This window comes from Streptosporangium lutulentum (assembly GCF_030811455.1).
Lineage (GTDB): Bacteria > Actinomycetota > Actinomycetes > Streptosporangiales > Streptosporangiaceae > Streptosporangium > Streptosporangium lutulentum.
On sequence record NZ_JAUSQU010000001.1, the window covers coordinates 6,180,447 to 6,203,726 of the forward strand.

A 23,280-nucleotide genomic window follows, 5' to 3' on the forward strand; every position below is an offset into this window, starting at 1 on the left:
GCACATACCCTCGGGGCGCGCGGTGTGGTTCAGCCACGTAACCGCTCCACGGCGGCCCGCGCGGCGGTGCCGATCACCGCGTCGGCGCGGGGCTGGTTCTGCGCGGTGCCGTACGAGCGGGTGAAGACGGCGACGGCGTAGCGCCCGCCGTCGGGGTACTCCACCACGCCGACCTCGTTCCGGATCGTGGGCAGCGTGCCGGTCTTGCCGCTGACCGCGACGTCGTCGTAGGGGAATCCGGCGGCGAGCCGGTGCGGCCAGACCTGGAGGCCGAGCAGCCTGCGCATCGAGGCGCACGACTCCGGGGAGGCCGCCTCGTCGCGCCAGATCATGCCGAGCAGCCGGGTCATGTCACGCGGGGTGCTCCGGTTCGTGCGTGCCGGGTCGAGCACCCGGAGCCGGGAGATCAGGACGGGGTCGGTGGACATCTCCTCCTCCCCCGCGTCCTCGACCATGCTGGAGAACAGCTCTCGGCAGTCGTGCTCGACCCACGTGCGGTCCAGTCCGAAGGCGGCCAGCATGGTGTTGACCGCCGGCAGGCCGATCCTGTCGAGCACGGCGTCGGCGGCGGTGTTGTCGCTCACCGCGATCATCAGGTAGGTCAGGTCGCGCAGGGACAGCGTCACGTCGTCGGTCATCACCGACACTCCGGTGGACCCGGCAGTGTGGCGATCCGCCATAATCGTGACCCGTTCGGCCGGATCCAGCAGTCTCCGGTCCACCTGCCGGAAGAACTCCACCAGCAGCGCCACCTTGAACACCGAGGCGACGACCACGGACTCGTCGGCGCCGTGGGCGACCTCGGCGCCGGTGTCGAGGTCCACCACATGCAGGAACCCGGTCACCCCGGCCGTGCGGAACAGGCCCTCGATGGCGGTCATGCGAGGAATCCGGAGGCCGGCCTGGCCCGCACCCTCCGTGCCGGCACCGCTTCGTCGTCGGTCATCCCGGCCTTCTCCCTCAGCACTCGTACGGCCACCGTCCCGAAGGCTACGGCAGCGTCCCCGGCCTCCCCCCGCCAGGCGGTCGACACCCGCCAGGCGAGCGGGTTTCCCAGCAACGGCCGCCAGGATAATCCCGGCAGGTCGACCCTGGGCCCGAAGGCGACGGCCGTGCCGGCCAGGACCAGCCCGAGGGTCTGCGCCTCGTGCACCTCGTCCGGGACGAACCCGTGGCGGCGGCACTCGGCGAGGGTCTCCTCGTGCAGTCCCGGTTCGCGGGGGAAGAGGACAAGCTGCTGACCGGCGAGGTCGGCGAGGTGCACCGACGACAGAGCCGCGAGCGGATCGGTCTCGGCCACCACCACGCCGGGGCGCTGGACGAGCACCGGGCCGAAGCTCAGCCCGGGGGCGGTCACCGGGTGGCGTACCACGCCCATGTCCAGGGTGCCGCCGGTGAGCGCGGCGACCTGGTCCGCGCTCCACATCTCGGACGGCGCCGGCCGTACCTCGGGCATGCGTTCCCTGAACCCGGCGATCAGCGCCGCGATCACCGAGGATCCCAGGTCGGGCGGGACTCCGACCCGCAGTACCGTGTTCTCCCCGCGCCCGGCCAGATCGCGCAGCCGGTCCACCCTCGCGACGATCTCGCGGGCCTCGGCCAGCAGCAGCCGCCCCGGTTCGGTGAGCCGGACGTGACGGCTGGAGCGGTCGAACAGCCGCACGCCGAGCTCCTCCTCCAGCCTCCGGATGCGCTGGCTGAGTGGCGGCTGAGCCATGCCGAGCCGGATCGCCGCGTTGCCGAAGTGGAGTTCCTCGGCGACGACGGTGAAGTAGCGCAGGTGCCGCACGAGGTCCATGAGCAGCGACTATACCAATCCGGATATCAACTGTATTTGGATATCAATATTGGACATATAGGTCACCCCTCTGTTCTTCTCGACCGGGAGAGACAAGGGGGACGCATGAAACGCAGACGTCTGGCAGGGGTGGCGGCGCTGATACTGGTTCCGGTCGCCGCGGCCGGCGCGGGGATGTGGGTGCTGCACAGTACGGGGTCGGCCGAGGAGACGGCCCGGGACTTCCTGGCCGCCTGGGGCAGGCAGGACTACCCGGCGATGCGGGCGCTCACGGTCGAGCCGCCGGGCGACTTCGACCGCTGGTACACGCGGTTCCGGACCGACCTGAAGGTGTCGGGGGCCGACTTCGAGGTCACGGGGAGCACGGATTCCAAGGTCGCCTTCCACGCGACGCTGAAGGGGCCGGTGAACTGGTCCTACGACGGCTCGCTGACCCTGGTCGAGCACGACCGGGCCTGGCGGGTGAAGTGGAGCCCCGCGGCCGTTTACCCCCGGCTCAAGCCGGGGCTGAGGATCAAAACCGTGCTGGTCAAGGCCGAGCAGGCGCCGATCCTGGCCGCCGACGGGACCCGGATCGACACCCCGGACGCGCCGGGTTCGGTGCAGCAGCTGGTCGAAGGGCTCAAGGAGCGGTACGGCTCCCGCCTCACCGGTACCTCCTCGGCCCGGGTGGACCTTCTCCAGGGGACTGAGCGGGTCGCCACGCTCGCCACCGCCGGCGCGAAGGCGGGCGAGGAACTGCGGACCACCGTCGACCTGCGAGTCCACCGTGCCGCGGCGAAGGCCCTGGACGCGGTGGACAAGCCCGCCTCCCTGGTCGCGCTCCGGCCCTCGACCGGCGAGATCCTGGCCGTGGTCAACAAACCCGGTGGGTTCAACCGGGCGCTGCTGGGCCAGTATCCGCCGGGTTCCACCTTCAAGGTGGTCACGGCGTCGGCCCTGATCGCCGACGGCATGACCGCCGACGAGAGCGTGCCCTGCCCGGCCGAGCGGAACATCGGCGGCTTCGCCTTCCACAACGCCGGGTTCGAGGACTACGGCACGATCCCGCTGCGCGAGGCGTTCGCGCACTCGTGCAACACCACGTTCGGGCAGCTGAGCGTGGACCGGCTCGGCGGTGAGCGATTGGCCTCCGTGGCCGCCGGCTTCGGGTTCGAGGGACCGGTGGACCCCGGCGTGCCCGCCGTACGGGCGCGGTTCCCCGTCCCGCGGGACGACACCGACCTCGCGTCGGCCTCGATCGGGCAGGGGCGTGTCCTGACGAGCCCGTTGAACATGGCCACCGTCGCCGCGGCGATCGCCGACGGCTCCTGGCGCCCGCCCCGGCTCGTGGACGCGGCCCTGCTGCCTGCGGCCAGGCCGAGGAAGCTGGAACCCGCGGTGGTGCGGGCGTTGCGCACGCTGATGCCCGCGGTGGTGGTGGAGGGCACCGCGAGCGAGGTCTCCTTCCCCTCCGGTACGGCGGGCAAGACCGGAACCGCCGAGTTCGGCTCGGGCAGGCAGCCTCCCTCGCACTCCTGGTTCATCGGCTACCGGGGTGACCTGGCGTTCTCGGTGATCGTGGAAGGCGGAGGCGCCGGCGCCGCGGTGGCCGCGCCCGTCGCCGGCCGCTTCCTCACCGCCCTCGCCGGCCCCTGACCACGGCGGGCGTCCCCGTGCGTCCGGCGTCGAGGAGATCCTCCGCACGAGGGCGGACGTCAGTCCGACCCGCGCGGGAACTCCGAGCACCGGAAGGACTCGATCCGGCTCTCGCCCGCCCATCGGATGGTGACCGTGACCGCGTCGGGGTCGATGTTCGTCCGCGCGGCCAGAGCGCTCGCGGCCGTACAGGTGAGCTGGCCCATCCACAGTGCCGGACGGGGCGAGACCGATGGCGGCACCGTACGGGGCGAGACCGAGGTCTGCGCCGGTGCGGGTGCGGGCGCCGAGACCTCCGACGGCCTGGGCGACGGCCTGGGCGCGGGCAGCGAGATGCGGACCTTCGCCTGGCCCGAGGTGACCTTGATCGGCGTCTCCACGTGGGGCCGAAGCTCACTGCGGAGCCCTCGTGCCCGTTCGGCGGCACTGGGCCCGTTCATCAGCAGGGTGAGCGTCTCCTCCAGCGGGGGCCACGGAACGGGACGGATCGCGGCCTGCAACCGCGCGCCCGACACAAAATAGAGCCGGGTGCTGGGACGGAACCCGGCGGCGGGATCGCCTCCGTCCCTGACGCCCGTCGGGGTGATGCCGCAACCGGCCGCCAGCGACGTGAGCGCCAGCGCGAACACCACCAGCGCCCGGCCCGCGCGAGCGATCGTCATCCGGCCTCCCCGTCCCCGTGCGGTCCGCCGGATTCCGGGTCCCGGGACGGCCCACCGGCCTCCACCTCCCGGGACGCTCCCCCGGCCCGTGCGCGGCGAGGCAGGAAGAGCGTGAACACCGCTCCCGCGCCCTCCCGGTTGGCCACCTCGATCGAGCCGCCGTGCAGGCGCGCGTTCTCGCGGGCGATGGCCAGGCCGAGACCGCTCCCCTCCGACCGCACCCGTGCCGCGTCGGCCTTGGAGAACCGGTCGAAGACGTACGGAAGGATCCGCGGATCCACCCCCTCGCCCTCGTCCTGGACCTCGATGACCACGACCTCCGCCTCCGCCCGCAGCCGTACGGTGACCGGGGGCGCGCCGTGGTCGAGCGCGTTGCCCACGAGATTGGCCATGATCACGTCGAAGCGGCGGGGGTCCAGCAGGATTCGGATGCCCGGGGGGAGGTCCAGGCCGGCACGGCCGGTCCAGCCCCGGGTGCGCAGGCAGGCGCGGATCGCGTCCGCCGCGTCGACCTCGTTCAGCATGAGCGTCGCCGCTCCGGCGTCGAACCGTGAGATCTCCATGAGGTCCTCGACGAGCCTCACCAGCCGGCCCACTTCGAGGTTCATCAGGCGGGCGGCCTTTCCCAGGTCGCTTTCGAGGCGACCGGCCTCCTCCTCGAACATGTCGGCCATCACCAGGATGGACGCCAGCGGAGTGCGCAGTTCGTGGGACACGTCGGCGACGAAGCGGCGGGCCTTGACCTCCATGTCGCGCAACTCGGACACGTTGCTCTCCAGGGCCGCGGCCGTGGCGTTGAAGGTCTTCACCAGCCTGGCCAGCTCGTCGCCGCCGCTCACCTTCAGGCGCGTGTCCAGCTCACCCGTGCCGAGCCTGCGTGCGGCCCGGTCGAGATCGCGCACCGGGCGCAGCACGCCCCCCGCCGCCACGAGGGCGAGGACCACGGCCAGCGCCACGACGGGGATCGCCCCGTTCTGGGCCGCCGTCACCAGCGCGGCCTCGTCTCCCTCCTCCTTGCTGAGGGAGGCCACCAGATAGACCTCCACCCCGGACGGAGCCGCCTGCTCGCCCAGCATCACCGGCGTGCCGACCACGAGGTACGGGGTGCCGGACCTGATGACGCGCTGGTAGAACAGGCGGTTCCGCTCGACGACCGTACGGCGCAGCGCGGGGGTGATCGGGCCGAGGTCGTCCCCCGAGGCGACCAGCCCCGAGTCGCGGTAGGCGGCGGCGCCGGTCGCCTCCAGGAACGAGGGCGCGACGCCGTTGGCGAGCTGTTGCAGGGCCGCGCGGTCCGGAGGATGCTGCATGTTCTCGGTGAGGGTGGCGACGCGCAGCCGGAACTCGTTGACGACCGACCCCTCCGTACGCGTCAGCATGAGGTCGCGCGCCTGGCGATAGATCAGCCCGGCGGCGGTCAGGGCGCTGAGCCCGGCCAGGAGCACGCAGACGATCACCAGCCGGGCCCTCAGCCCGCGCACCCAGATCGGAAGTCGCGGCCTCCATCTTCCGGGCCGCCCCCCGCCGTCGGCGTCGGGGACCGTCCGATCACCGCGCGTCATGTCGCCTCGCACCGCGAACGGTTCACAGGGGCCCGAACCGGTACCCGAACCCGCGCACGGTCTGGATGTACCGAGGTTTGGACGGGACGTCTTCGATCTTCGTCCGCAACCGCTGCACGCACGCGTCCACCAGCCGGGAGTCACCCAGGAAGTCGAGCTCCCAGACCGACTCCAGGAGCTGCTGGCGGCTGAACACCTGGCGGTGGGCCGCCGACAGCTCCAGCAGCAGCCGCAGCTCCATCGGCGGCAGCGTGATCGGGACCCCGGCCTTGGACACGGTGAGCGCGCCGCGGTCGATCGTCAGGTCGCCGTGGACCTCCGGCCCGCTCTCGGCCTCGGCCTCGGCCGCCGGTCCCCCGCGCCGCAGCACCGCGCGGATCCGCGCCTCCAGCACGCGTGGCCGGACCGGCTTGATCACGTAGTCGTCGGCCCCCGCCTCAAGACCGCTGACGACGTCGAGGTCGTCGCCGCGGGCGGTGAGCATGACGATGGGCGTGGGGCCCCCGGCCCGGATCCGGCGGCACACCTCGAATCCATCGATTCCGGGAAGCATCAGGTCGAGCACCACGATGTCCGCGGGGGCGGCGAGCAGTCGCCTCAGCCCGTCCTCACCGGTCCGCGCGACGTCGACCTCGTGCCCGTGCCTGCTGAGCGACAGGCGCAACCCCTCCCGTACGGACGGATCATCCTCGATCAGCATCACTCTGGCCACCATTCGAGTATCCGCTGCGGCCACACCATTTCCTGACGAGCGGGACATTCATTACATGCTCATGACATTCCGGTCATGGCCGGCGGACATTCCCCTGTCAGCGTCGGGGTCGTTCCCGACCGATGACTTCTGTGTCCGGCGCGCATCGCCGAACCGTTCCCGCGATGCCGTCACTGAGGAGAATGTATGCGGTTCATCCGTACCGCCCTGACCGCGACGGCGCTCGGCTTCGCCGTGCTCGCCATGGCCGGACCGGCCATGGCGGACGACACGAAGCCCGCCCCCGCGCAGGCCGTGAGCAAGCCCAGTCCGGTCCCCTCCCCCGCCGGGTCCAGCCGCCCCGCACCGGCGCCGGCTCCCACGGAGGCCGCCCCGGTACCGGCCGTGGACGTGCCCAGGGGCGCGCCGGAGACCGGCGGCGGTCCCGGCGACAGTGTTCTGGTGCCGCTGGGCGGCGTCCTTCTCGGCGCGGGGGCCGGGATGGGCGTTCTGGTGATGCGCCGCCGCGCGGGCGCCCGGGCCTGACATGCCCGGAGTACGACTCGGCAGCCGTCACGCCCTGGGCGTGGCGGCCGCCGCCGCTCTGACCGGCGCGGTGTTCGTGGGCTGCGGGCTCCTGCCTCGGGAGGGCCCGCCGGCCCCGCCGCCCGCGACCGCGCAGGGTGTGGCGGGGGCCGCCCGGACGGACCCTCCCCCGGCGACCCGTTCCGGTCCGGCTCGTTCCGGCGCCGACGACGGCGCCCGCTCCCGTTCCTCTTCCACCCGTTCCGGTTCGGCCGGTCCCGTTCTCGCGCGGTCGGAGCCGCGCCACCTGGACATATCGAAGATCGGCGTCCATGTTCCCCTCGGCCGGCTCGGTCTCAACGCCGACGGCACCGTTCAGGTCCCGCCGGTCGAGCGGCCCGAGGAGGCGGGCTGGTACTCGCGCGGGGTGACCCCCGGAGAGCGCGGGGCAGCGGTGATCCTCGGGCACGTCGACGGCGGGGGACGCAGAGGCGTCTTCTACGATCTCGGGCGCATGCGCGACGGGGACGTCATCTCCGTCGGCCGGGCGGACGGCTCGGCCGCCGTGTTCGTGGTCGAGTCGGTCGAGTCGGTGGCCAAGAGCGACTTCCCCTCCCAGCGCGTGTACGGCCCGCTCGACCACGCCGGCCTGCGCCTGGTGACCTGCGGCGGCACGTTCGACGAGCGGACCGGCCACTACACGGACAACGTCATCGTCTACGCCCGCCTTGTCCGGGAGGCTCCGCCCGGGAACCCGTGATCCCGCCCTCCGCCCCGCGACCTGCCCATCACCCCGGCACGCCGCTCCGGCCGCCTCTGACGCCTCCGCCCCGACGCGGCCGGAGCCGAACGACAACGGAGCGACGCCCTTCCGGGCGTCGCTCCGAATGTCCGAGGACGGTCTCCACCGCCGAGGCCCTCCGGAATATCCGTCGGGCCTCTTCGCTCGTACAGACTTCTCATATATCTCAAAGGCCTATCGCGAAACGGTGATCAAGCCGACCGCATGGGTCACAACGGTCATCTGACGTTGTCCCGGCTGATGAGACCCGCGCCGCCTCGGCTACGGCGATGGTTGCTTCCCGGGCCGTCACCGGCGACGATCACCGATTGCGCGGCGGCCACGGCGACGTGCGGGACGTTCCCCGCCTGCACGGCCGCCTCTGCGGTAACACTCGGAACCACGATGAGAGCGGCGGCCAGCGCCCCTGCTCCTGTCCATGTCCATATCCGTGCGATGAAACGCATGATGCTCTCTCCCTGTAGGACGCACACCCGGCTCCCGGCACCGTGGCGTCGTCGCGCGACGTCACGGACGAGGTCGGAGTGTTTGTCGAGGATCAAGTGGTCGAGCCCGACGGTCAACCGTGCCGCCGATGTCTTCTGCTCGGATCGGAGCCGGGCACGGGTTCCGCGGTCGCCGACTCGAAGGCGTACTCGCTCTCCTGCGACGTGGCCGCTCGTGGGCCTACCGGCGGATGGCTCGACTACGTCAAGCATCGCGTCCAAGGGACCCCGATGTCACCACCGCTAGCGCGAATCCGTGCCCCTGGCAGGCTGGAGGCCCGGCATACCTGCTAGCTGCAACGCCCGTTCCGGCCCCGGCCGGTTCCGGCGCCCTGGCGGCCAGGCGCCGGCGTCCTCGGATCCGGCTGCGGCTGCGGCGCCTCGCACGGCCGCACGCCCTACATGGCCTATACGGCCTTGCGGGCCGAGGAGGTGAGCCCGGCCACGGCGGCGACGACCTCCGACGCGTTGGACAGGTCGGGCAGGACCACGTCGGCGCCCGCCTCGTGGAGTTCGGCCGGAAGGGAACGCCCGGAGGCGACCCCGATCATCGCGGCCCCGGCGATCCTGGCGGCCTGGACGTCTCTGGCCGAGTCTCCGATCATGACGGTGTTGCCGCCGTCGAAGGTCCCGCCGTACTTCTGCCTGGCCCGGCCCTGCGCGACCTGGAGAAGGGTGGCCTTGGGGTAGACCTCCTCGCCGTAGCCGCCGATCTCGAAGTCCACGTGCTTGTCGAGGCCGAAGGCGGTCAGCTTGTGCACGGCGTTGCTCCTGATCGTGCCGGTGAGCACCGACTGGACCACACCGTCGAGTCTCGCCACGGCCTTCAGCGCGTCCCGGGCCCCGGCCATCATGCGCCCGTCCTTGGCCAGCCGCTTGCGGCGGGCGGCGAAGGCCTCGGCCAGCGCGTCCAGGAACCTCGGGAGGTGGTCGTCGTCGGCGACGACCCCGTTGATGGCGAGCATCTCGAAGACGATCTCGGAGTCCGGACGGCCGTTGTGCTGGCTCAGCTTGACCAGGGGGCGGCCGGTGACCTTGTGAAAGGCTTCCGCGTACGCGTCACGGGCGACGATGGACACGTCGACCAGCGTGAGATCGATGTTCCAGAGAACGAGGCGGTTAATCGTGGCCTCCCGGAATGGGTGCGGATGCCCAGATTAGAGCCACGATTGTCCCCATTGTTGTTGTATGCGGGATCGGTACGGAATCGGCGGGCCTCAGGCGTGATCGATCGCGTTCGCGAGGGTGTCGACGACCGGGACGCCGAACGCCTCCAGGTCGACCCGGCTGGTCATGCCGCCGGTGTAGAGCACCGCCCGCGCCCCGACATGCTGCGCGGCGAGCGCGTCGTCCACGCTGTCGCCGATCACGAGGACGTCGGACGGGTCCACGCCGAGCGCCGCGATATGGGCCACCATCGATTCGGCCTTGTGCCCGCCGGAGGGAACGGGCAGCCCGTCGGACGCGCTGCGCAGCCCGTCGATCCGGGTGAAGTGCCGGTCGATGCCGAGCTCGGCGATCTTGACCACCAGGCGATCGTGCATCCACATGGACAGCAGTGACTGCCTGCCGCCCGCTCTTTCCCAGCTCTGCAACGTGGAGAGCGCGTCCGCCGCGAGACCGCACTCCAGCATCAGCCGGTGGTAGTTCTCGTGGAAGCCCAGGTCGAGCCTCTCCCACTCGCCCTCGAAGAGCGAGCGGCCGAGCATGCGCTCGTAGGCCTTCCAGATCGGGCGCGTGTAGACCGCCCGGAAGCCGTCGGCGTCGTAGGAGCCCAGCCCGTAGGGCTCGAACACCGCGTTCGTCGCCCCGACAACTGCGTCAATGTCGTGAAAAAGTGTGCCGTTCCAGTCCCAAATAATGTGTCTCATATTGCCTCCAAGCGTAACCAAGCGCAGAGAATCACCGCAAAGGGGATAAAGCGACCGGCAATGCCGGTCGCGGAGGCTGCCGGGTCTTCCGGCGGGTCTCTCAGCCGACCAGGTCGGGAATCTCCTGCGTGGCGTACCACAGGAGATCGTTCGCCTCGGCGCCGTCCACGACGAAGCGGGCGTCGTCGTCACCGCGGTCGGCCGCGGGCAGCGCGGCGATGGCGGCCTCGGTGTCGGCGACCGCCGACAGGTCGTCCACGTGAACCGCGGCGACCTCCGTCAGCGGCACGGCCGCCGCGAGCCGTACCCGGGCGCGTTCTTCCAGGTCGGCGCCCACGCTCACGTCGCCGTCCGGCACGTCGACCGCGACGACCACCCGGCGCGCGGCCACGTCCAGCCCGTCGGCCCGATCGGCGGCGAGCATCCGCAGGGACGCCCTGGCCGCCTCGGTCAGGGCGACGTACTCCAACTCCTCGGTGTCACCCGAGGCGTACCACTCGGTCAACGCGGGGGTCACCGCGTAGCCGGTCAACGGGGCCGGGCCGAGCTCCCCCACGGTGACCACACGGGCCAGCGCCGGGAGCGTACACGGCAGGTAGACGCGCATCCATGCCCTCGATCTATTCCTTCGACCTCGGCGCCGGTTCGGCGCCGATCACGCATCGAGTGTGCCAGTCCCGGCGACCCGGTCGCGAGCTCAGGGCCGCGAAGCCACGCGAACTCGAGGCCGCGAAGACCACGCGAACCGGCCCGTGTGCGGCCACCGGCGGGGAGCCCCCGGCACGGGTCCCTCAGGACGCCCCCGGCCGGCGGGAACTCCCCCCACCTCTCAAGGGAGCGCCCTCGGCTCAAGGGAGCGCCCTCGGCGCGAGGGGAACCGCGAGGAGGCTCCAGGGAAGGTCAGCGCAGGGGGACGCCGAGGAGCGTCTCCAGCTCGGCGATGGTCGGCTCGGGGTCGCGGTGGTGCACGCCGACGATGCCGAGTCGCCGGGCGGCCACGATGTTGGCCTCGATGTCGTCGACGAACACGCACTCCTGCCCGGCCAGGCCGATCTTGCCGAGCGCGTGCTCGAAGATCCTCGGCTCCGGCTTACGCATGCCGATCTCACCGGAGATGACGATCTCGTCGAAGAAGTCCTCCCAGTCCTCCCGGGGATACTCGTTCGCCCAGGAGTTGGACAGCAGGCAGGTCCGCATCCCGGCGGCGCGTGCCTCGCGGAGCATGGCGTACATCGGCTCGACCCGCCGGAACCCGGCGAACATCCTGTTCAGCAGCCCCTCGGCGACCGGCTGCACGCCGTCCATCGTGATCAGCTGGGCGGCCAGCCTCCGCTCGAAGTCGAATCCGGAGATCTCTCCCCGCTCCAGCGCGTGGATCATGTTCTCGCCGTTGGCGGAGCCCTCGTAGGCGTGCGCGATGAGATCGCGCATCACATCGCGGTAGTGAGCGGCATCGAGCCGCTCGGCGACGATCCATTCCGCGATCGAATCGGACAGACCGGTGGTGAGCACGCCACCCCAGTCGATGAGCACACCCTTGAGCATCTCGTCTCCTCGCCTGAATCCGTTCCCGGCTTCGAATCGGCTCGGCTCCCCACTGGAACCCGTTCCGAGCCCTGGGGCATCTCACCTTCCCGTTCGAGCCCGTTCCGGGCCGTGGGCCGACCATTCCCACTGAAACCCGTTCCAGATTAGGCATAGCCGGTGAACAACCGGAAAAGGGGTGGTGCCAAACTGGCCGTCATGGACTTCGCGCTCAGCCACAAGGCGGAGGAATACCTCGCCAACCTGACCGATTTCATGGTTTCCCACGTTTATCCGGCGGAGCCGGTCTATCACGCCTGGCGGCTCGCCAAGGGCCACGACAACCACGACCTGCCACCGGTCGTGGAGGAACTCAAGGCGGAGGCGCGCTCGCGCGGCCTGTGGAACCTGTTCCTGCCCGCCGAGTCGGACCTGTCGGTGCTCGACTACGCCAGTCTGGCCGAGGTCACCGGCCGCTCCGTCGACCTCGCCCCCGAGGCGCTGAACTGCGCGGCCCCCGACACCGGGAACATGGAGGTCCTGCACATGTTCGGCTCGCCCGAACAGCGGGATCGCTGGCTGAAGCCCCTGCTCGCCGGGGAGATCCGCTCGGCGTTCGCGATGACGGAGCCCGCCGTGGCCTCCAGCGACGCCACCAACATCGCCACCTCCATCACCCGTGACGGCTCCGAATACGTGATCAACGGCCGCAAGTGGTTCATCACCGGCATGGCCGACCCACGCTGCGAGATCCTGATCGTGATGGGCAAGAGCAACCCGGACGCGCCTTCCCACCGCCAGCAGTCGATGATCCTGGTCCCGGTGGACACCCCGGGCGTGGAGGTCGTCCGGCATCTGCCGCTCTTCGGTTACCAGGAGCAGCACGGTCATTCCGAGATCGTCTTCACCGACGTCCGGGTGCCCGCCGCCAACCTGATCGCGGAGGAGGGCGACGGCTTCCGCGTCGCCCAGGCCCGCCTCGGACCCGGCCGGATCCATCACTGCATGCGTGCCATCGGCATGGCCGAACGCGCCCTGGAGCTGATGTGCGCCCGCGCCGCCAACCGGGTGGCCTTCGGCCAGACCCTCGCCCAGCAGGGCGTCGTCCAGCAGCAGATCGCCGAGTCGCGCCTGGCCATCGACCAGGCCCGGCTGCTCACCCTGAAGGCCGCCTGGATGATCGACACCGTGGGCGCCAAGGCCGCCGCCTCCGAGATCTCCGCCATCAAGGTCGTCGCACCCCGGATGGCCTGCGAGGTCATCGACCGGGCGATCCAGGTTCACGGCGGCATGGGGGTCTCCGACGACGTCCCGCTCGCCATGATGTACGCCCAGGCCCGCGCGATGCGCATCTTCGACGGCCCCGACGAGGTCCACATCCGTACGGTGGCCCGCCGCGAGCTCAAGCCCTACCTCTCCTAGCCGTCCGGGGCCCGGCCCGTCAGCACGCGGACGGGCCGGGCCGCCTTCGGGTGTCCGGCCCGTACGGCTGCCGGGGCGGCGGCCGTACGGGACTCAGCGCGCTCGTGTGGCGATGAGCTGGGCGACCTTGCGGTGCTCGGCGGAGCGCAGCACCCGCTCGGCCCTGGCCGGATCGGCGACCGGGGGCTTTCCCAGCAGGCCGCGGGCGGCCTTCAACGTCAGCAGCCGCCGGACGGACTGATCGAGTCGCTCATCGGAGATCTTCCCGGACTTCACCGCGGTCAGCACCGCCTGGTAGGCCTCGGGGTAGTCCGGCGGCATCAGCAGCAGGTCCACCCCAGCCTGGATGGCCCGCACGGCGATTTCCCCGTCGCTGTACTTCTTGCGCACGGCCGCCATGTCCAGCGCGTCGGTCGAGACGACCCCGTCGAACCCGAGCTTTTCACGGAGCAGCCCGGTCAGGATCGGCTTGGACAGCGTGGCCGGGTCACCCGACGGGTCGAGCTTGGGCATGACGACGTGTGCGCTCATGATCGCGTCTACGCCCTTGGCGATGGCCGCGGCGAACGGCGGGGCGTCCAGCTTGTTCCACTGGGAGCGGGAGTGCTGGATCACCGGCAGGCCGGTGTGGCTGTCCACGTTGGTGTCGCCGTGGCCGGGGAAGTGCTTGGCCGTGGCGGCGACCCCGGCGTCGTGGAAGCCGCTGACCGCGGCGCCGACCATCGACGCGACCTTCTGCGGGTTCGCGCCGTACGCCCGGGGGCCGATCACCGGGTTCTTCGGGTTGATGTTCACGTCGGCGACCGGGGCGAAGTCGAGGTTGATGCCGAGGGCGCGCAGTTCGGTGCCCGTCACCTTGGCCGCCTTGCGGGCCAGCGAGAGGTCGCCGGTGGCGCCGATGGTCGAGGCGCCGGGGATGTCGGTGACCAGCGGCGAGAGCCGGGAGACCTGACCGTTCTCCTGGTCGGCGCCGATCAGGAGCGGGAGCTCCGACGACGCCTTCTGCAGCCCGTTGGTCAGCGTGACGATCTGCTTGACGTTCTTGACGTTGTCCGCCCAGGGGAACAGGATCACCCCGCCCGGCCGGTACTTCGCGATCATCTTGGCCGGCGTGCCCACGCCGTACCGCGCCTGGTTCTCCCCCGAGACCGTGTCGGACGCCGGGCCGTACAGCACGGGCATGAAGAGCTGCCCGACCTTCTCCTCCATGCTCAGCCCCGCGAGCGCCTCCTCCACCGCGCCTTTGCCCCCGGGAGGCTTGGACGTCACGGGGGCCGCGGAACTCTCGGGGTCCGCGGAACTCTCGGGCGCCGCCGAACCGTCGCCTTCGGGGACGTCACCCACCTCGCCACCCGGCTCTCCGCCCGCGGCCGGGACGGGGGCCCGGGCCGCCGTCCCCTGTCCGGCGCAACCGGCCATCACCGCCACCGCCGCCACGATCACTGCAAGACCAGTCGTACGCATGCACCGAGCCATGCCCCACACGCTATCCGCGCGGCGGACCCGATGCCCCGGTCTTCACCGTGACGTTCGGCTCACATCAACCGGATCGGGCAGACGGGACACTCGGCTCAGAGCGCCAGACCCGCCAGACCGGGCAGGTGGGAACGGGCCGCGGCGCGCGCCTCCTGCGGGGAGACCGCGGCCCGCGCGGCCTGCGCGGCGAGCAGACACTGATCCAGGGCGTGGCGCGACAGCGCGGCCCGTACGGCGGGCAGCGCGGGAGCGGCCATCGACAGCGAGGTGACGCCGAGCCCGACCAGCACGCAGGCGAGGGCCGGGTCGCCCGCGGCCTCGCCGCACACCCCGCAGGGCTTGCCGCGCCCGGCGGCCCCCGCCGCGGCCAGCGCGATCAGGTCGAGCAGGGCCGGCTGCCAGGCGTCCTGCAGCATGGTCAGCGCTCCCAGCCGGCGGTCGGCGGCGAAGGTGTACTGGGCCAGGTCGTTGGTGCCGATGGAGAAGAAGTCCGCTTCGGCGGCCAGGTCGGAGGCGCGCAGGGCGGCCGACGGGATCTCGATCATCACGCCCGCCGACGGCAGCCCCGCGTCACCGCAGGCGGCCACGAACCAGGCGGCCTCCTCGGCGGTGGCCACCATCGGCGCCATCACCTGGAGCTTGGCCGACGACCGCGCCGCGGCCCTGGCCAGGGCACCGAGCTGCTCATTCATGATTTCAGGATTTGTCCTGAAAAGTCGTGATCCGCGTTCGCCCAGGGCGGGGTTCGCCTCCTCCCCCCGCGGCGGCAGGAAGGCGAGTGGCTTGTCCGCTCCCGCGTCGAGGGTCCGCACGACCACCCGGCCGCCGGGGAAGGCGTTCAGCACCTCCAGGTAGGCGCTCTCCTGCTCCTGTCCCGAGGGTGCCGTGGCCCGGTCGAGGAAGAGGAACTCGGTCCGGTAGAGCCCGATCCCCTCCGCGCCGTGTTCGAGCGCGGCGGCCACGTCGCGCGGCCCGCCGATGTTGGCCAGCAGCGGCACCGCGTGCCCGTCGGAGGTCGTCCCCGGGCCGGTGGCGGCGGCCAGCACGGCCTTCCTCGCCGCGGCGGCGTTCGTCGTCTCGGCCACCTCGTCATCGGACGGCGCGAGCCGTACGAGACCTGAGGACCCGTCCACCAGCACCGGCGCGCCCTGCTCGATCGAGAGGGCCCCCGGGCAGGCCACGACGGCCGGCACGCCCATCGCACGAGCGAGGATCGCGGTATGGCTGGTCGGCCCGCCCTGCTCGGTGACGAAGGCCGCCACCACGTCCGCCGACAGCGTCGCGGTGTCGGCGGGCGCCAGGTCGCGGGCGACGAGAACGTACGGCCGCTCGGCGTGGTCGGGCACGCCCGGCATCCGCAGGCCTTCGAGCACCGCGACGGCACGGTCCCTGACGTCGTCCAGGTCGGCGACGCGCGCGCCGAGGTACCCCCCGGCCCCGGCGAGCATCTCCCGATATCCACCGAACGCCTCGTAGACCGCGCGGGCGGCGGTGACGCCCGCGTCGTCGATCAGCACGGCCACCTCGACGGCCAGGCCTGGGTCGCGCGCCATCATGGCCTGGGCGTTCAGGATCTCCCGAGCCTCGCCGCCCGCCCGGATCCCCCGTTCCTCCAGGTCGGCGGCGACCTGCTCCAGCGCCCGCGTCGCCCTGTCCCGTTCCGCCCCGGCGTCCCCGCCGTGGCGGGCGCCGGGCGCGGGCACGGGATCGGCGTGGACGGCGAGGACGTAAGCGGGGCCGAACCCGATCCCCGGGCTCACGCCTACCCCCGTAAGCGTGTTCACGGCGCGGACGCTATGTCGGCGAGTTGATCCAAGAGGTCGTCGGCCCCCTCACCCTCGGCCCTGATCACCACGCTGTCGCCCTCCCTGACGTCGAGCGCCAGGACCGCGAGAATGCTCTTGGCGTTCACCGGCTGACCGCTGCCCTTCGCGATGGTGACGTCCAGCGCCGCCTTGGCCGCGGCCTGCACGAATGTCGCGGCGGGACGGGCGTGCAGACCGACCTCGGCCTTGACGATGACTTGGCGCTCGGCCACGTGCTCCTCCTGCGAAGATCTGCCGGGCGGTCTAGACCGCCGGGCTCATTGGGTGTTCGGCAGGGGCCACTCGACCCCTGTCAGGTCCGCGACCACGAGATCGGCCTCGGTCAGTTCGGTGCCCGCGTGTGTTGTCGCCACGCCCACGCACGCCATACCTGCCGCCTTGGCCGCCGTGATACCGGCGATTGAGTCCTCAAAAACTACACAATGTGCCGGCTCAATCAGGAAACGGGCCGCGGCCAGCAGGAAGCCCTCCGGGTCCGGCTTCCCCACGACCACGTCCTCGGCGGACACGATCGTCCTGATCAGATCCCGGATCCCGACCTGGGTGAGCCGTTCCTCCGCCCAGTCCCGGGAGGCGGAGGTGACGACCGCGATCGGCGAGCCGTACGCGGAGACCTTGCGGACCAGATCCGCGGCGCCCGGCACCGGCACGACGTCGGGCAGGCCGGGACGGTCATGGAAGGAGAAGACCTCGGCGATCAGATCGGCGACCCGCTTTCCGGGGAAGAGGTGCGCCCTCTCGGTCAGGACGTCCCGCCCGCGCCGTCCCATGAAACCGCGCAGCACGATGTCGTCGTGCTCGACCCCGTGACTGTCGAGCAGCATCGCCCACATCGCCAGACTCCGCCGCTCACTGTTGATGAGCGTTCCGTCGAGATCGAAGAGCGCCGCCTTCATGGTCGCACCAGCTTCCAGTCCTCGCCGCTCTCGGCGGTACGTCCGGTTTCACCGTGTCTCGGAGCCCTCACCGGGCCACGGCGCCGGGTCCGGCGCCCACCCACCGTACCCACCTCGGAAGTCCCGCCGAGCAGGAGGGCCGTCCTTTGGCCCGGTCCCTTCCCGCCTCCCCGCCGCCTCGAAACGCCCGCCCCGAAAGGCCTTCCGGTTCACGCCCACTCGAAGAGTTCGTCCCCCGCCTTCACCACGCCCTCGGCCACCCCGACCACCGTTCCCGCGACCGCGTCCAGCGCCACGACCGGGCAGACCGGCGAACGCCCGCCCGCCTCGATCACGGCGGGATCCCAGGCCACCACGGGCTGGCCCGCGCGCACCCGGTCCCCCTCGGCCGCGAGCAGTTCGAAGCCCTCGCCCTTGAGCTGCACCGTGTCGATACCCAGATGGACGAGGACCCCCCGGCCGTCATCGCCGACGACGACGAACGCGTGCGGATGCAGCTTGACGATCGTGCCCGTGATGGGGGAGATCGCCCGGCCCGGCCCCCTGTCCGGTTCGATCGCCATCCCGGGCCCGACCAGACCTTCCGAGAACACCGGGTCGGGCACCGACCTGAGCTCCATGGCCGCCCCCGCCACCGGAGCCAGAACTGTGGTCATCGCACCCCCTTGGCATGTCCCCGCCCCCCCGGCCGTCCCCGTCCCCGGCCGTCCCCGCCCGTGCGGGCGGGGCGCCCGTCCCGCTCAGCGGATGCCGATGATGTCCTCGATGTCGCTGGCGATCGTGTCCGCCTCGGGGCCGACCACCACCTGGACGACGTTGCCCGCGGCCATCACACCGTGCGCCCCGGCCGCCTTGAGGGCCGTCTGATCGACCTTGGAGGCGTCGCGAACCTCGGTGCGGAGCCGGGTGATGCACGGTTCGATCTCGATGATGTTCTTCGCACCACCGAGTCCAGCGATGAGCGCGTCAGCGTCAGCCGCCATGTCGGCCTCCAGTCGTAATCGGTCATGGTCGCAGGGCCACGACCAGGCTAAACGACGCCGTGCGATCAGTCGGTCTGCGTCACCTTGTTGAGACCTCGGGGCGCGTCGGGGTCGATGCCCAGCCTGCGCGCGAGGGCCTCGGTCAGCAGTTGCCCCGGGACGATGAGGCCCAGCGGGGCGACCCACTCGGGGAGGTCCGGACCGTTCAGCGCGGCGGTGGAGACCCCGGAGAGAGCCGGGCCGCCGCCGATGGTGAAGGCGGAGGCGCCCGCGCCGGTGACCCGCTCGGCGAGCGCCACGGTGCCGGCCAGGGTCGGGCCCTCACCGGCCGCGACCAGGATGGCCGGGGTGTCCTCGTCGACCACGGCGATCGGGCCGTGCAGCAGGTCGGCGTACGACAGGCCCATGGCGTGCAGGTAACACGCCTCCTTGAGCTTGAGCGCGACTTCGAGCGCGGTGGAGAAGGCCAGGCCACGACCGGAGACCACGACGCCCGGCTTGTCCGCCAGTCCCTCGACGATCGCGTCCAGGTCGCCGGGGTTCGCGATCAGCTTCTCGACGGCGTCCGGCACGCGCTGCAGGTCGTCGGCGTCGACGTCCGCGCCCAGGCCGAGGCCGAGCACGGCCAGGGCGGCGAGCTGGGTCGTGTAGGTCTTGGTGGCCGGAACGGCCTTCTCCTCCCCCGCGAGCGTGCACAGGGCGAGGTCCGCGACCTGGGCCAGAGGACTCTGCTCCCCGCCGTTCGTGATCGCCACGGTCCTGGCTCCGCAGTCCTTGGCCCAGGCGAGGGTCTCGACGATCTCCTCGGTCTTGCCCGACTGGGAGAGCGCGACGGCCAGCACTCCGTCGAGGTCCAGCCTGCGCCGGTACGTCGTGGCGATGGACGGGGCGGCGAGTGTGGACAGGCGGCCTGTGTGGGCCTCGGCCAGGTAACGGCCGTAGACTGCGGCGTTGTCGGAGGTGCCACGGGCGATGAACAACAACTGGCGAGTCTGTCCCGCGAGCCGCTCCACCTCCCCGACCCTGGGAAGAAGGGCGTCCAGCGTGGCTCGCAACGCAGCAGGCTGCTCGGCGATCTCGCTGCGCATCTTGGTCGTCATCTGGGCTCATCCTTTGGTTGGAACAGACGAGACCGGGCCGTTATCGATCTGTCGTCGGTCCGTACATTGACACTCTTTTCCGGCCTGTGGTCTAGTCCGGACTAGACCAGTACGAACCATAACTCATCAGTACATCTCAGATCGAGAGGAGAGGATCCCGTGGCTCAGATCGACCCGGACAGTCCGGTGCCGAAGTATTTCCAGCTTCGGGAGATCCTGCTCGACCTCATCGAGAGCAACGAGCTGACGATCGGCGCGGCGATCCCGTCCGAGCGCGAACTCTGCCAGCGCTTCGGCCTCTCCCGCATGACGGTACGGCAGGCGGTCGACCACCTGGTCTCCGAGGGAAGGCTGCAACGCGTCGCGGGCAAGGGCACCTTCGTGGCCCGCCCCAAGATAGAGATGGCCCTGCGGCTGACCTCCTTCAGCGACGAGATGCGCGCCCGGGGCATGGAGCCCGGCTCCCGCGACCTGGACCGCCGGGTGGTCAGGGCCAGCGCGCACCTCGCCAGGGAACTCGGGATCCAGCCCGGAGACGAGGTGCACTTCATCGAACGGCTGCGGACCGCGGCCGACGAGCCCATGTGCATCGAACGGGCCCACATCCCCGTGTCCCTCGCGCCCGACCTCGACACCCACGATCTGACGGGCCGTTCCCTCTACGCCCTGCTGGAGACCCGCTACGGCCTGGTCCTCGACGCGGGCGAGCTCACCATCGACGGCGGCGTCGCCGATCCCGGCGACGCCGACCTGCTGAAGCTGGCCCGCGGCGGAGCCGTGCTGCTGCTCCAGCGACGTTCCTTCGCCGGAGGCGTCTGCGCGGAACTCGGGGTCTCCACCTACCGCGCCGACCGCTACCAGCTCCGTACGATTCTGGAGATACCGGCCCGCCGCACCTGACCTCGCCCCACCCCTCTCCTCCTTCGAAGGCACCGGACCTCCTTCGAAAGCACCGGACCCTCCCCGCCCACCGAAGGCACCTGACCTCCTCCCTCCCCCACCCACTGGAGGAAAGTCCGATGAGTCCCCTCTCAGCGGACGCGGGTCTTCCCGCCGCGTCCCCGTCCGGATCCGCCCTGATGGGCGTGCTCCAGCGTCTGGGACGCTCCCTCATGCTGCCGATCGCGGTCCTGCCCGCCGCGGGCCTGCTGCTCCGGCTCGGCCAGGACGATCTCGTGGGCCGGACCGACAACGCCCTGCTCGACAATGTGGCCCACGTTCTCGGCACGGCGGGAGGCACGCTCTTCGACAACCTTCCCATCCTGTTCGCGATCGGGGTGGCCATCGGGTTCGCCCGCAAGGCCGACGGCTCCACGGCGCTCGCCGCGCTCGCCGGCTACCTGGTCTTCCACGCCGTCAGCATGACCATGTTCTTCAACCTGTTCGACGACAGACTGAAGAAGTCGATCACCACGGAGGTGTTCGACAGGGCCCACCCGGGTGTCCCCGACGTGGTGCTCAACCTCGGGGCGCAGAATCCGACGCGGGTGCTCGGCGGCATCGTCATGGGTCTCGTCTCCGCGATGCTCTGGCAGCGGTTCTACCGCACCAAACTGCCGACCTGGCTGGCCTTCTTCAGCGGCCGCCGCCTCGTGCCGATCCTCACCGCCTTCGCCGGGCTGGTCCTCGGCGTGTTCTTCGGCTTCGTCTGGCCGATCCTCGGTGGCTGGCTCCGCGCCTTCGGCACCTGGCTCGCCGAGAACAGCGTCGCCGGCGCCGGAATCTACGGCATGGTCAACCGCGCGCTGCTCCCGCTGGGCCTGCACCACATCGTCAACAACGTGATCTGGACCCAGGTGCCCGAGTGCGTGGTCGACGGCAAGCAGCTCGCCGGCGACCTGGTCTGCTTCAACCACGGCGCCGTGGGCTACGGCGGTTTCGAGGCGGGCCTGTACCCGGTCCTCATGTTCGGCCTGCCCGCCGCGGCGATCGCCATCTGGCGGGCCGCGCCTCCGCACCGCCGTACCGCGGTCGGCTCGATCATGATCTCCGCCGCGCTCACCGCCTTCCTCACCGGGATCACCGAGCCGATCGAGTTCGCCTTCATCTTCGTCGCCCCGGTCCTGTTCGTGGTCCACATCGTCCTGACCGGCGTCTCTCTCGCGATCGCCTCCGCCCTGGGCGCCAAGCTCGCCTTCAGCTTCTCCTCGGGGCTGATCGACCTCGTCCTGTACGGCACCGCCCCCAACGCCCGGGGCGTTCCGATCATCATCGTGATGGGCCTGATCTACGCGGTGATCTACTACGCCGGGTTCAGCTTCCTGATCCGGAAGCTGAACATCATGACCCCCGGCCGGGAGCCCGAGCCCGACGCCGAGTCCGGCGAGCCCGCCCCCACGACACCCGTCAAGCCCCCGGCCTGAGCCACCCGCCGTCGCCCTCGTGACGGCCGTGACCCGAATGTCTCGTACGGTTCGCACCCGCCCGCCGCCCCGCCGCCCCGTGTCCTTGTGCGGCCGTCACGCCGGGTGATAGACACCATCCACCCCCCGCGTCTGGCGGCTACGTGGGGGTCCCGAGATGAGCACGACAGCGGCAGGACGCGGCCCGTCCGCGTGGTCGCGGGTCTTCGGGGTGCTCCAGCGCGTCGGGCGCTCCCTGATGATGCCGATCGCGGTGCTGCCCGCCGCCGGGCTCCTGCTCAGACTGGGCCAGGAGGACCTGCTCGGCCGGACGGGCGACCCCTTCCTCGACCAGGTGGCGAGCGTCTTCGCCGCCGCGGGCGGCGCCCTGTTCGACAACCTGCCGCTGCTGTTCGCGATCGGCGTCGCGATCGGGTTCGCCCGCAGGTCCGACGGCTCCACCGCGCTCGCCGCGCTGGTCGGCTACCTGGTCTTCGACCGGGTGGCCAGGACCCTGTTCTTCACCGCCCCGGCCGGATCGGCGGTCTACCGGAAGGTCGCGCTGACCGTCGTCGGCCCCGGCGGGCACCCCGTTCCCCACCTCGACCTCGGCACGCAGAACCCCACGGGGGTCCTGGGGGGCATCGTCATCGGCCTCGTCGCCGCCCTGCTATGGGAGCGCTACCACCGGATCAGGCTTCCCTCCTGGCTCGCCTTCTTCGGCGGCCGCAGGTTCGTCCCGATCGTCACCGCCGTCGTCGCGCTGCTCCTCGGCGTGGTCCTCGGGCTGGTCTGGCGGCCGATCGGAGACTGGCTGGTCACGGTGGGCGACTGGCTCTCCCTCCACGGCACCGTGGGCGCCGGCGTCTACGGCATGGCCAACCGCCTGCTCATCCCGATCGGCCTGCACCACTTTTTGAACACCATCGTCTGGTTCACCCTCCCGGGGTGCAGGGCCGGTGCCGACGGTGCCATCAGGGACGCCGCGGGCGACCTGAACTGCTACTTCGCGGGCCAGGACGGCGCCGGCGTCTTCATGACCGGCTTCTTCCCCGTGATGATGTTCGGCCTGCTCGGCGCCGCCGTCGCGATATGGCGGGCCGCCCCGCCGCACAGGCGCGCGGCCGTCGGCGGCCTCATGCTCTCGGCCGGTCTCACCTCCTTCGTCACCGGCATCACCGAGCCGATCGAGTTCGCCTTCATCTTCGTGGCGCCCGTGCTGCTGGCGGTGCACGCCCTGCTCACCGGGCTGTCGATGGCGCTGATGGCGGAGTTGGGGGCCCGGCTGGGGTTCACCTTCTCCGGGGGTGCCGTCGACCTGCTGCTCAACGCGGGCAAGTCCAACACCCACGGACTCGGTCTGATCATCGGCTTCGGGCTGGTCTACCTCGTCGTCTACTACCTGGTGTTCGCGATCCTGATCAGGAAGCTGAACCTGGCCACCCCCGGCCGCGAGCCCGAGGAGACCGACGCCCCCGCACCGCCCACCGGCCCGCGGGAGCGAGCCGGGCAGGCGGGGAAAGCCGGGCAGGCGGGGAAACCGTCCGGGGCCCGGCCGGAGAACGACCCGGACTCCGGGCCGCCCGGCTCCTGAGCGACGTTTCGGCCGTCCGCCGGAGATCACATCTCAGACCGGAACCCGTTTCCCTCCGGACGCGAACCGCTCCAACCCGAGGT

At 71.2% G+C, this 23,280-nt stretch carries 24 protein-coding genes; 7 read left to right on the forward strand and 17 right to left on the reverse strand.

Annotated elements, in window-relative coordinates; all coding sequences use genetic code 11:
* Nucleotides 1-29: 29 nt before the first annotated feature.
* A complete protein-coding gene (locus J2853_RS27415; protein WP_307562865.1) occupies nt 30-881 on the reverse strand; it encodes a serine hydrolase in 852 nt (283 codons plus the stop codon).
* Nucleotides 878-1,798 (reverse strand): LysR family transcriptional regulator, encoded by a 921-nt coding sequence (locus tag J2853_RS27420; RefSeq protein ID WP_307562868.1) that lies wholly within the window; start codon nt 1,796-1,798, stop codon nt 878-880. The genes J2853_RS27415 and J2853_RS27420 overlap by 4 nt, the downstream gene beginning before the upstream one ends.
* Nucleotides 1,799-1,903: 105 nt before the next feature.
* Here J2853_RS27420 and J2853_RS27425 point away from each other — a divergent pair, with 105 nt between their 5' ends.
* A complete protein-coding gene (locus tag J2853_RS27425; RefSeq protein ID WP_307562870.1) occupies nt 1,904-3,436 on the forward strand; it encodes a penicillin-binding transpeptidase domain-containing protein in 1,533 nt (510 codons plus the stop codon).
* 59 nt (nt 3,437-3,495) lie between these two features.
* Here J2853_RS27425 and J2853_RS27430 read toward each other — a convergent pair whose 3' ends face one another.
* From J2853_RS27430 to J2853_RS27440, 3 genes are read right to left on the reverse strand one after another with little or no spacing between them, the layout of a single operon-like run.
* Entirely contained in the window at nt 3,496-4,098 is a 603-nt protein-coding gene (locus J2853_RS27430) for a hypothetical protein (RefSeq protein WP_307562872.1), read from the reverse strand.
* Nucleotides 4,095-5,660 carry an ATP-binding protein gene (locus J2853_RS27435; protein ID WP_307562875.1) on the reverse strand — a complete coding sequence of 522 codons (1,566 nt, stop codon included), beginning with the start codon at nt 5,658-5,660 and terminating at the stop codon, nt 4,095-4,097. Before J2853_RS27435 ends, J2853_RS27430 begins: the two co-directional genes overlap by 4 nt.
* Nucleotides 5,661-5,682: 22 nt before the next feature.
* Complete coding sequence (locus J2853_RS27440) at nt 5,683-6,372, reverse strand: response regulator (protein ID WP_307568836.1); 690 nt, start codon at nt 6,370-6,372, stop codon at nt 5,683-5,685.
* A 186-nt stretch (nt 6,373-6,558) separates the two neighbouring features.
* Between J2853_RS27440 and J2853_RS27445 the strand changes: the two genes are divergently transcribed.
* Together J2853_RS27445 and J2853_RS27450 are read left to right on the forward strand one after the other, a co-directional pair.
* Nucleotides 6,559-6,897 (forward strand): hypothetical protein, encoded by a 339-nt coding sequence (locus J2853_RS27445; protein ID WP_307562876.1) that lies wholly within the window; start codon nt 6,559-6,561, stop codon nt 6,895-6,897.
* Between the two features lies 1 nt (nt 6,898).
* The gene (locus J2853_RS27450) at nt 6,899-7,636 is read left to right on the forward strand and encodes a class F sortase (RefSeq protein ID WP_307562878.1); all 738 of its coding nucleotides are present in this window, start codon (nt 6,899-6,901) and stop codon (nt 7,634-7,636) included.
* 260 nt (nt 7,637-7,896) lie between these two features.
* Here the strand turns inward: J2853_RS27450 and J2853_RS27455 are convergent, their stop codons facing one another.
* From J2853_RS27455 to J2853_RS27475, 5 genes are all read right to left on the reverse strand, one after another.
* Nucleotides 7,897-8,124 (reverse strand): hypothetical protein, encoded by a 228-nt coding sequence (locus J2853_RS27455; protein ID WP_307562880.1) that lies wholly within the window; start codon nt 8,122-8,124, stop codon nt 7,897-7,899.
* 446 nt (nt 8,125-8,570) lie between these two features.
* Nucleotides 8,571-9,287, reverse strand: coding sequence for an HAD family hydrolase (locus tag J2853_RS27460; protein WP_307568838.1), 717 nt, complete (start codon nt 9,285-9,287; stop codon nt 8,571-8,573).
* A 93-nt stretch (nt 9,288-9,380) separates the two neighbouring features.
* The gene (locus J2853_RS27465) at nt 9,381-10,034 is read right to left on the reverse strand and encodes an HAD family hydrolase (protein ID WP_307562882.1); all 654 of its coding nucleotides are present in this window, start codon (nt 10,032-10,034) and stop codon (nt 9,381-9,383) included.
* 100 nt (nt 10,035-10,134) lie between these two features.
* The gene (locus J2853_RS27470; protein ID WP_307562884.1) at nt 10,135-10,641 is read right to left on the reverse strand and encodes a DUF6912 family protein; all 507 of its coding nucleotides are present in this window, start codon (nt 10,639-10,641) and stop codon (nt 10,135-10,137) included.
* Nucleotides 10,642-10,934: 293 nt separating this feature from the next.
* Nucleotides 10,935-11,579 (reverse strand): HAD family hydrolase, encoded by a 645-nt coding sequence (locus tag J2853_RS27475; RefSeq protein WP_307562885.1) that lies wholly within the window; start codon nt 11,577-11,579, stop codon nt 10,935-10,937.
* A gap of 198 nt (nt 11,580-11,777) precedes the next feature.
* On the opposite strand from J2853_RS27475, the gene J2853_RS27480 reads away from it, so the two are divergent.
* Entirely contained in the window at nt 11,778-12,980 is a 1,203-nt protein-coding gene (locus tag J2853_RS27480; RefSeq protein WP_307568840.1) for an acyl-CoA dehydrogenase family protein, read from the forward strand.
* A 93-nt stretch (nt 12,981-13,073) separates the two neighbouring features.
* Here the strand turns inward: J2853_RS27480 and J2853_RS27485 are convergent, their stop codons facing one another.
* The 7 genes from J2853_RS27485 to J2853_RS27515 all read right to left on the reverse strand — a co-directional run bounded on the left by J2853_RS27485 (nt 13,074) and on the right by J2853_RS27515 (nt 19,261).
* On the reverse strand, nt 13,074-14,444 hold the full coding sequence (locus tag J2853_RS27485) for a glycoside hydrolase family 3 protein (protein ID WP_307562887.1): 1,371 nt from the start codon (nt 14,442-14,444) through the stop codon (nt 13,074-13,076).
* Nucleotides 14,445-14,551: 107 nt separating this feature from the next.
* A complete protein-coding gene (gene ptsP, locus J2853_RS27490; protein ID WP_307562889.1) occupies nt 14,552-16,240 on the reverse strand; it encodes a phosphoenolpyruvate--protein phosphotransferase in 1,689 nt (562 codons plus the stop codon).
* A complete protein-coding gene (locus J2853_RS27495) occupies nt 16,237-16,494 on the reverse strand; it encodes an HPr family phosphocarrier protein (protein WP_307562891.1) in 258 nt (85 codons plus the stop codon). Before J2853_RS27495 ends, ptsP begins: the two co-directional genes overlap by 4 nt.
* A gap of 45 nt (nt 16,495-16,539) precedes the next feature.
* Nucleotides 16,540-17,178 carry an HAD family hydrolase gene (locus J2853_RS27500; protein ID WP_307562893.1) on the reverse strand — a complete coding sequence of 213 codons (639 nt, stop codon included), beginning with the start codon at nt 17,176-17,178 and terminating at the stop codon, nt 16,540-16,542.
* Nucleotides 17,179-17,387: 209 nt separating this feature from the next.
* Nucleotides 17,388-17,834, reverse strand: a complete 447-nt coding sequence (locus tag J2853_RS27505; protein WP_307562895.1) for a PTS sugar transporter subunit IIA — start codon at nt 17,832-17,834, stop codon at nt 17,388-17,390.
* 84 nt (nt 17,835-17,918) lie between these two features.
* A complete protein-coding gene (locus J2853_RS27510; RefSeq protein WP_307562896.1) occupies nt 17,919-18,161 on the reverse strand; it encodes a PTS sugar transporter subunit IIB in 243 nt (80 codons plus the stop codon).
* A 65-nt stretch (nt 18,162-18,226) separates the two neighbouring features.
* Nucleotides 18,227-19,261, reverse strand: coding sequence for an SIS domain-containing protein (locus J2853_RS27515; protein ID WP_307562898.1), 1,035 nt, complete (start codon nt 19,259-19,261; stop codon nt 18,227-18,229).
* A 159-nt stretch (nt 19,262-19,420) separates the two neighbouring features.
* Between J2853_RS27515 and J2853_RS27520 the strand changes: the two genes are divergently transcribed.
* From J2853_RS27520 to J2853_RS27530, 3 genes are all read left to right on the forward strand, one after another.
* On the forward strand, nt 19,421-20,161 hold the full coding sequence (locus tag J2853_RS27520) for a GntR family transcriptional regulator (protein WP_307562900.1): 741 nt from the start codon (nt 19,421-19,423) through the stop codon (nt 20,159-20,161).
* A gap of 119 nt (nt 20,162-20,280) precedes the next feature.
* Nucleotides 20,281-21,624 carry a PTS transporter subunit EIIC gene (locus tag J2853_RS27525; RefSeq protein ID WP_307562902.1) on the forward strand — a complete coding sequence of 448 codons (1,344 nt, stop codon included), beginning with the start codon at nt 20,281-20,283 and terminating at the stop codon, nt 21,622-21,624.
* 157 nt (nt 21,625-21,781) lie between these two features.
* Nucleotides 21,782-23,197 (forward strand): PTS transporter subunit EIIC, encoded by a 1,416-nt coding sequence (locus J2853_RS27530; protein WP_307562904.1) that lies wholly within the window; start codon nt 21,782-21,784, stop codon nt 23,195-23,197.
* Nucleotides 23,198-23,280 lie beyond the last annotated feature (83 nt).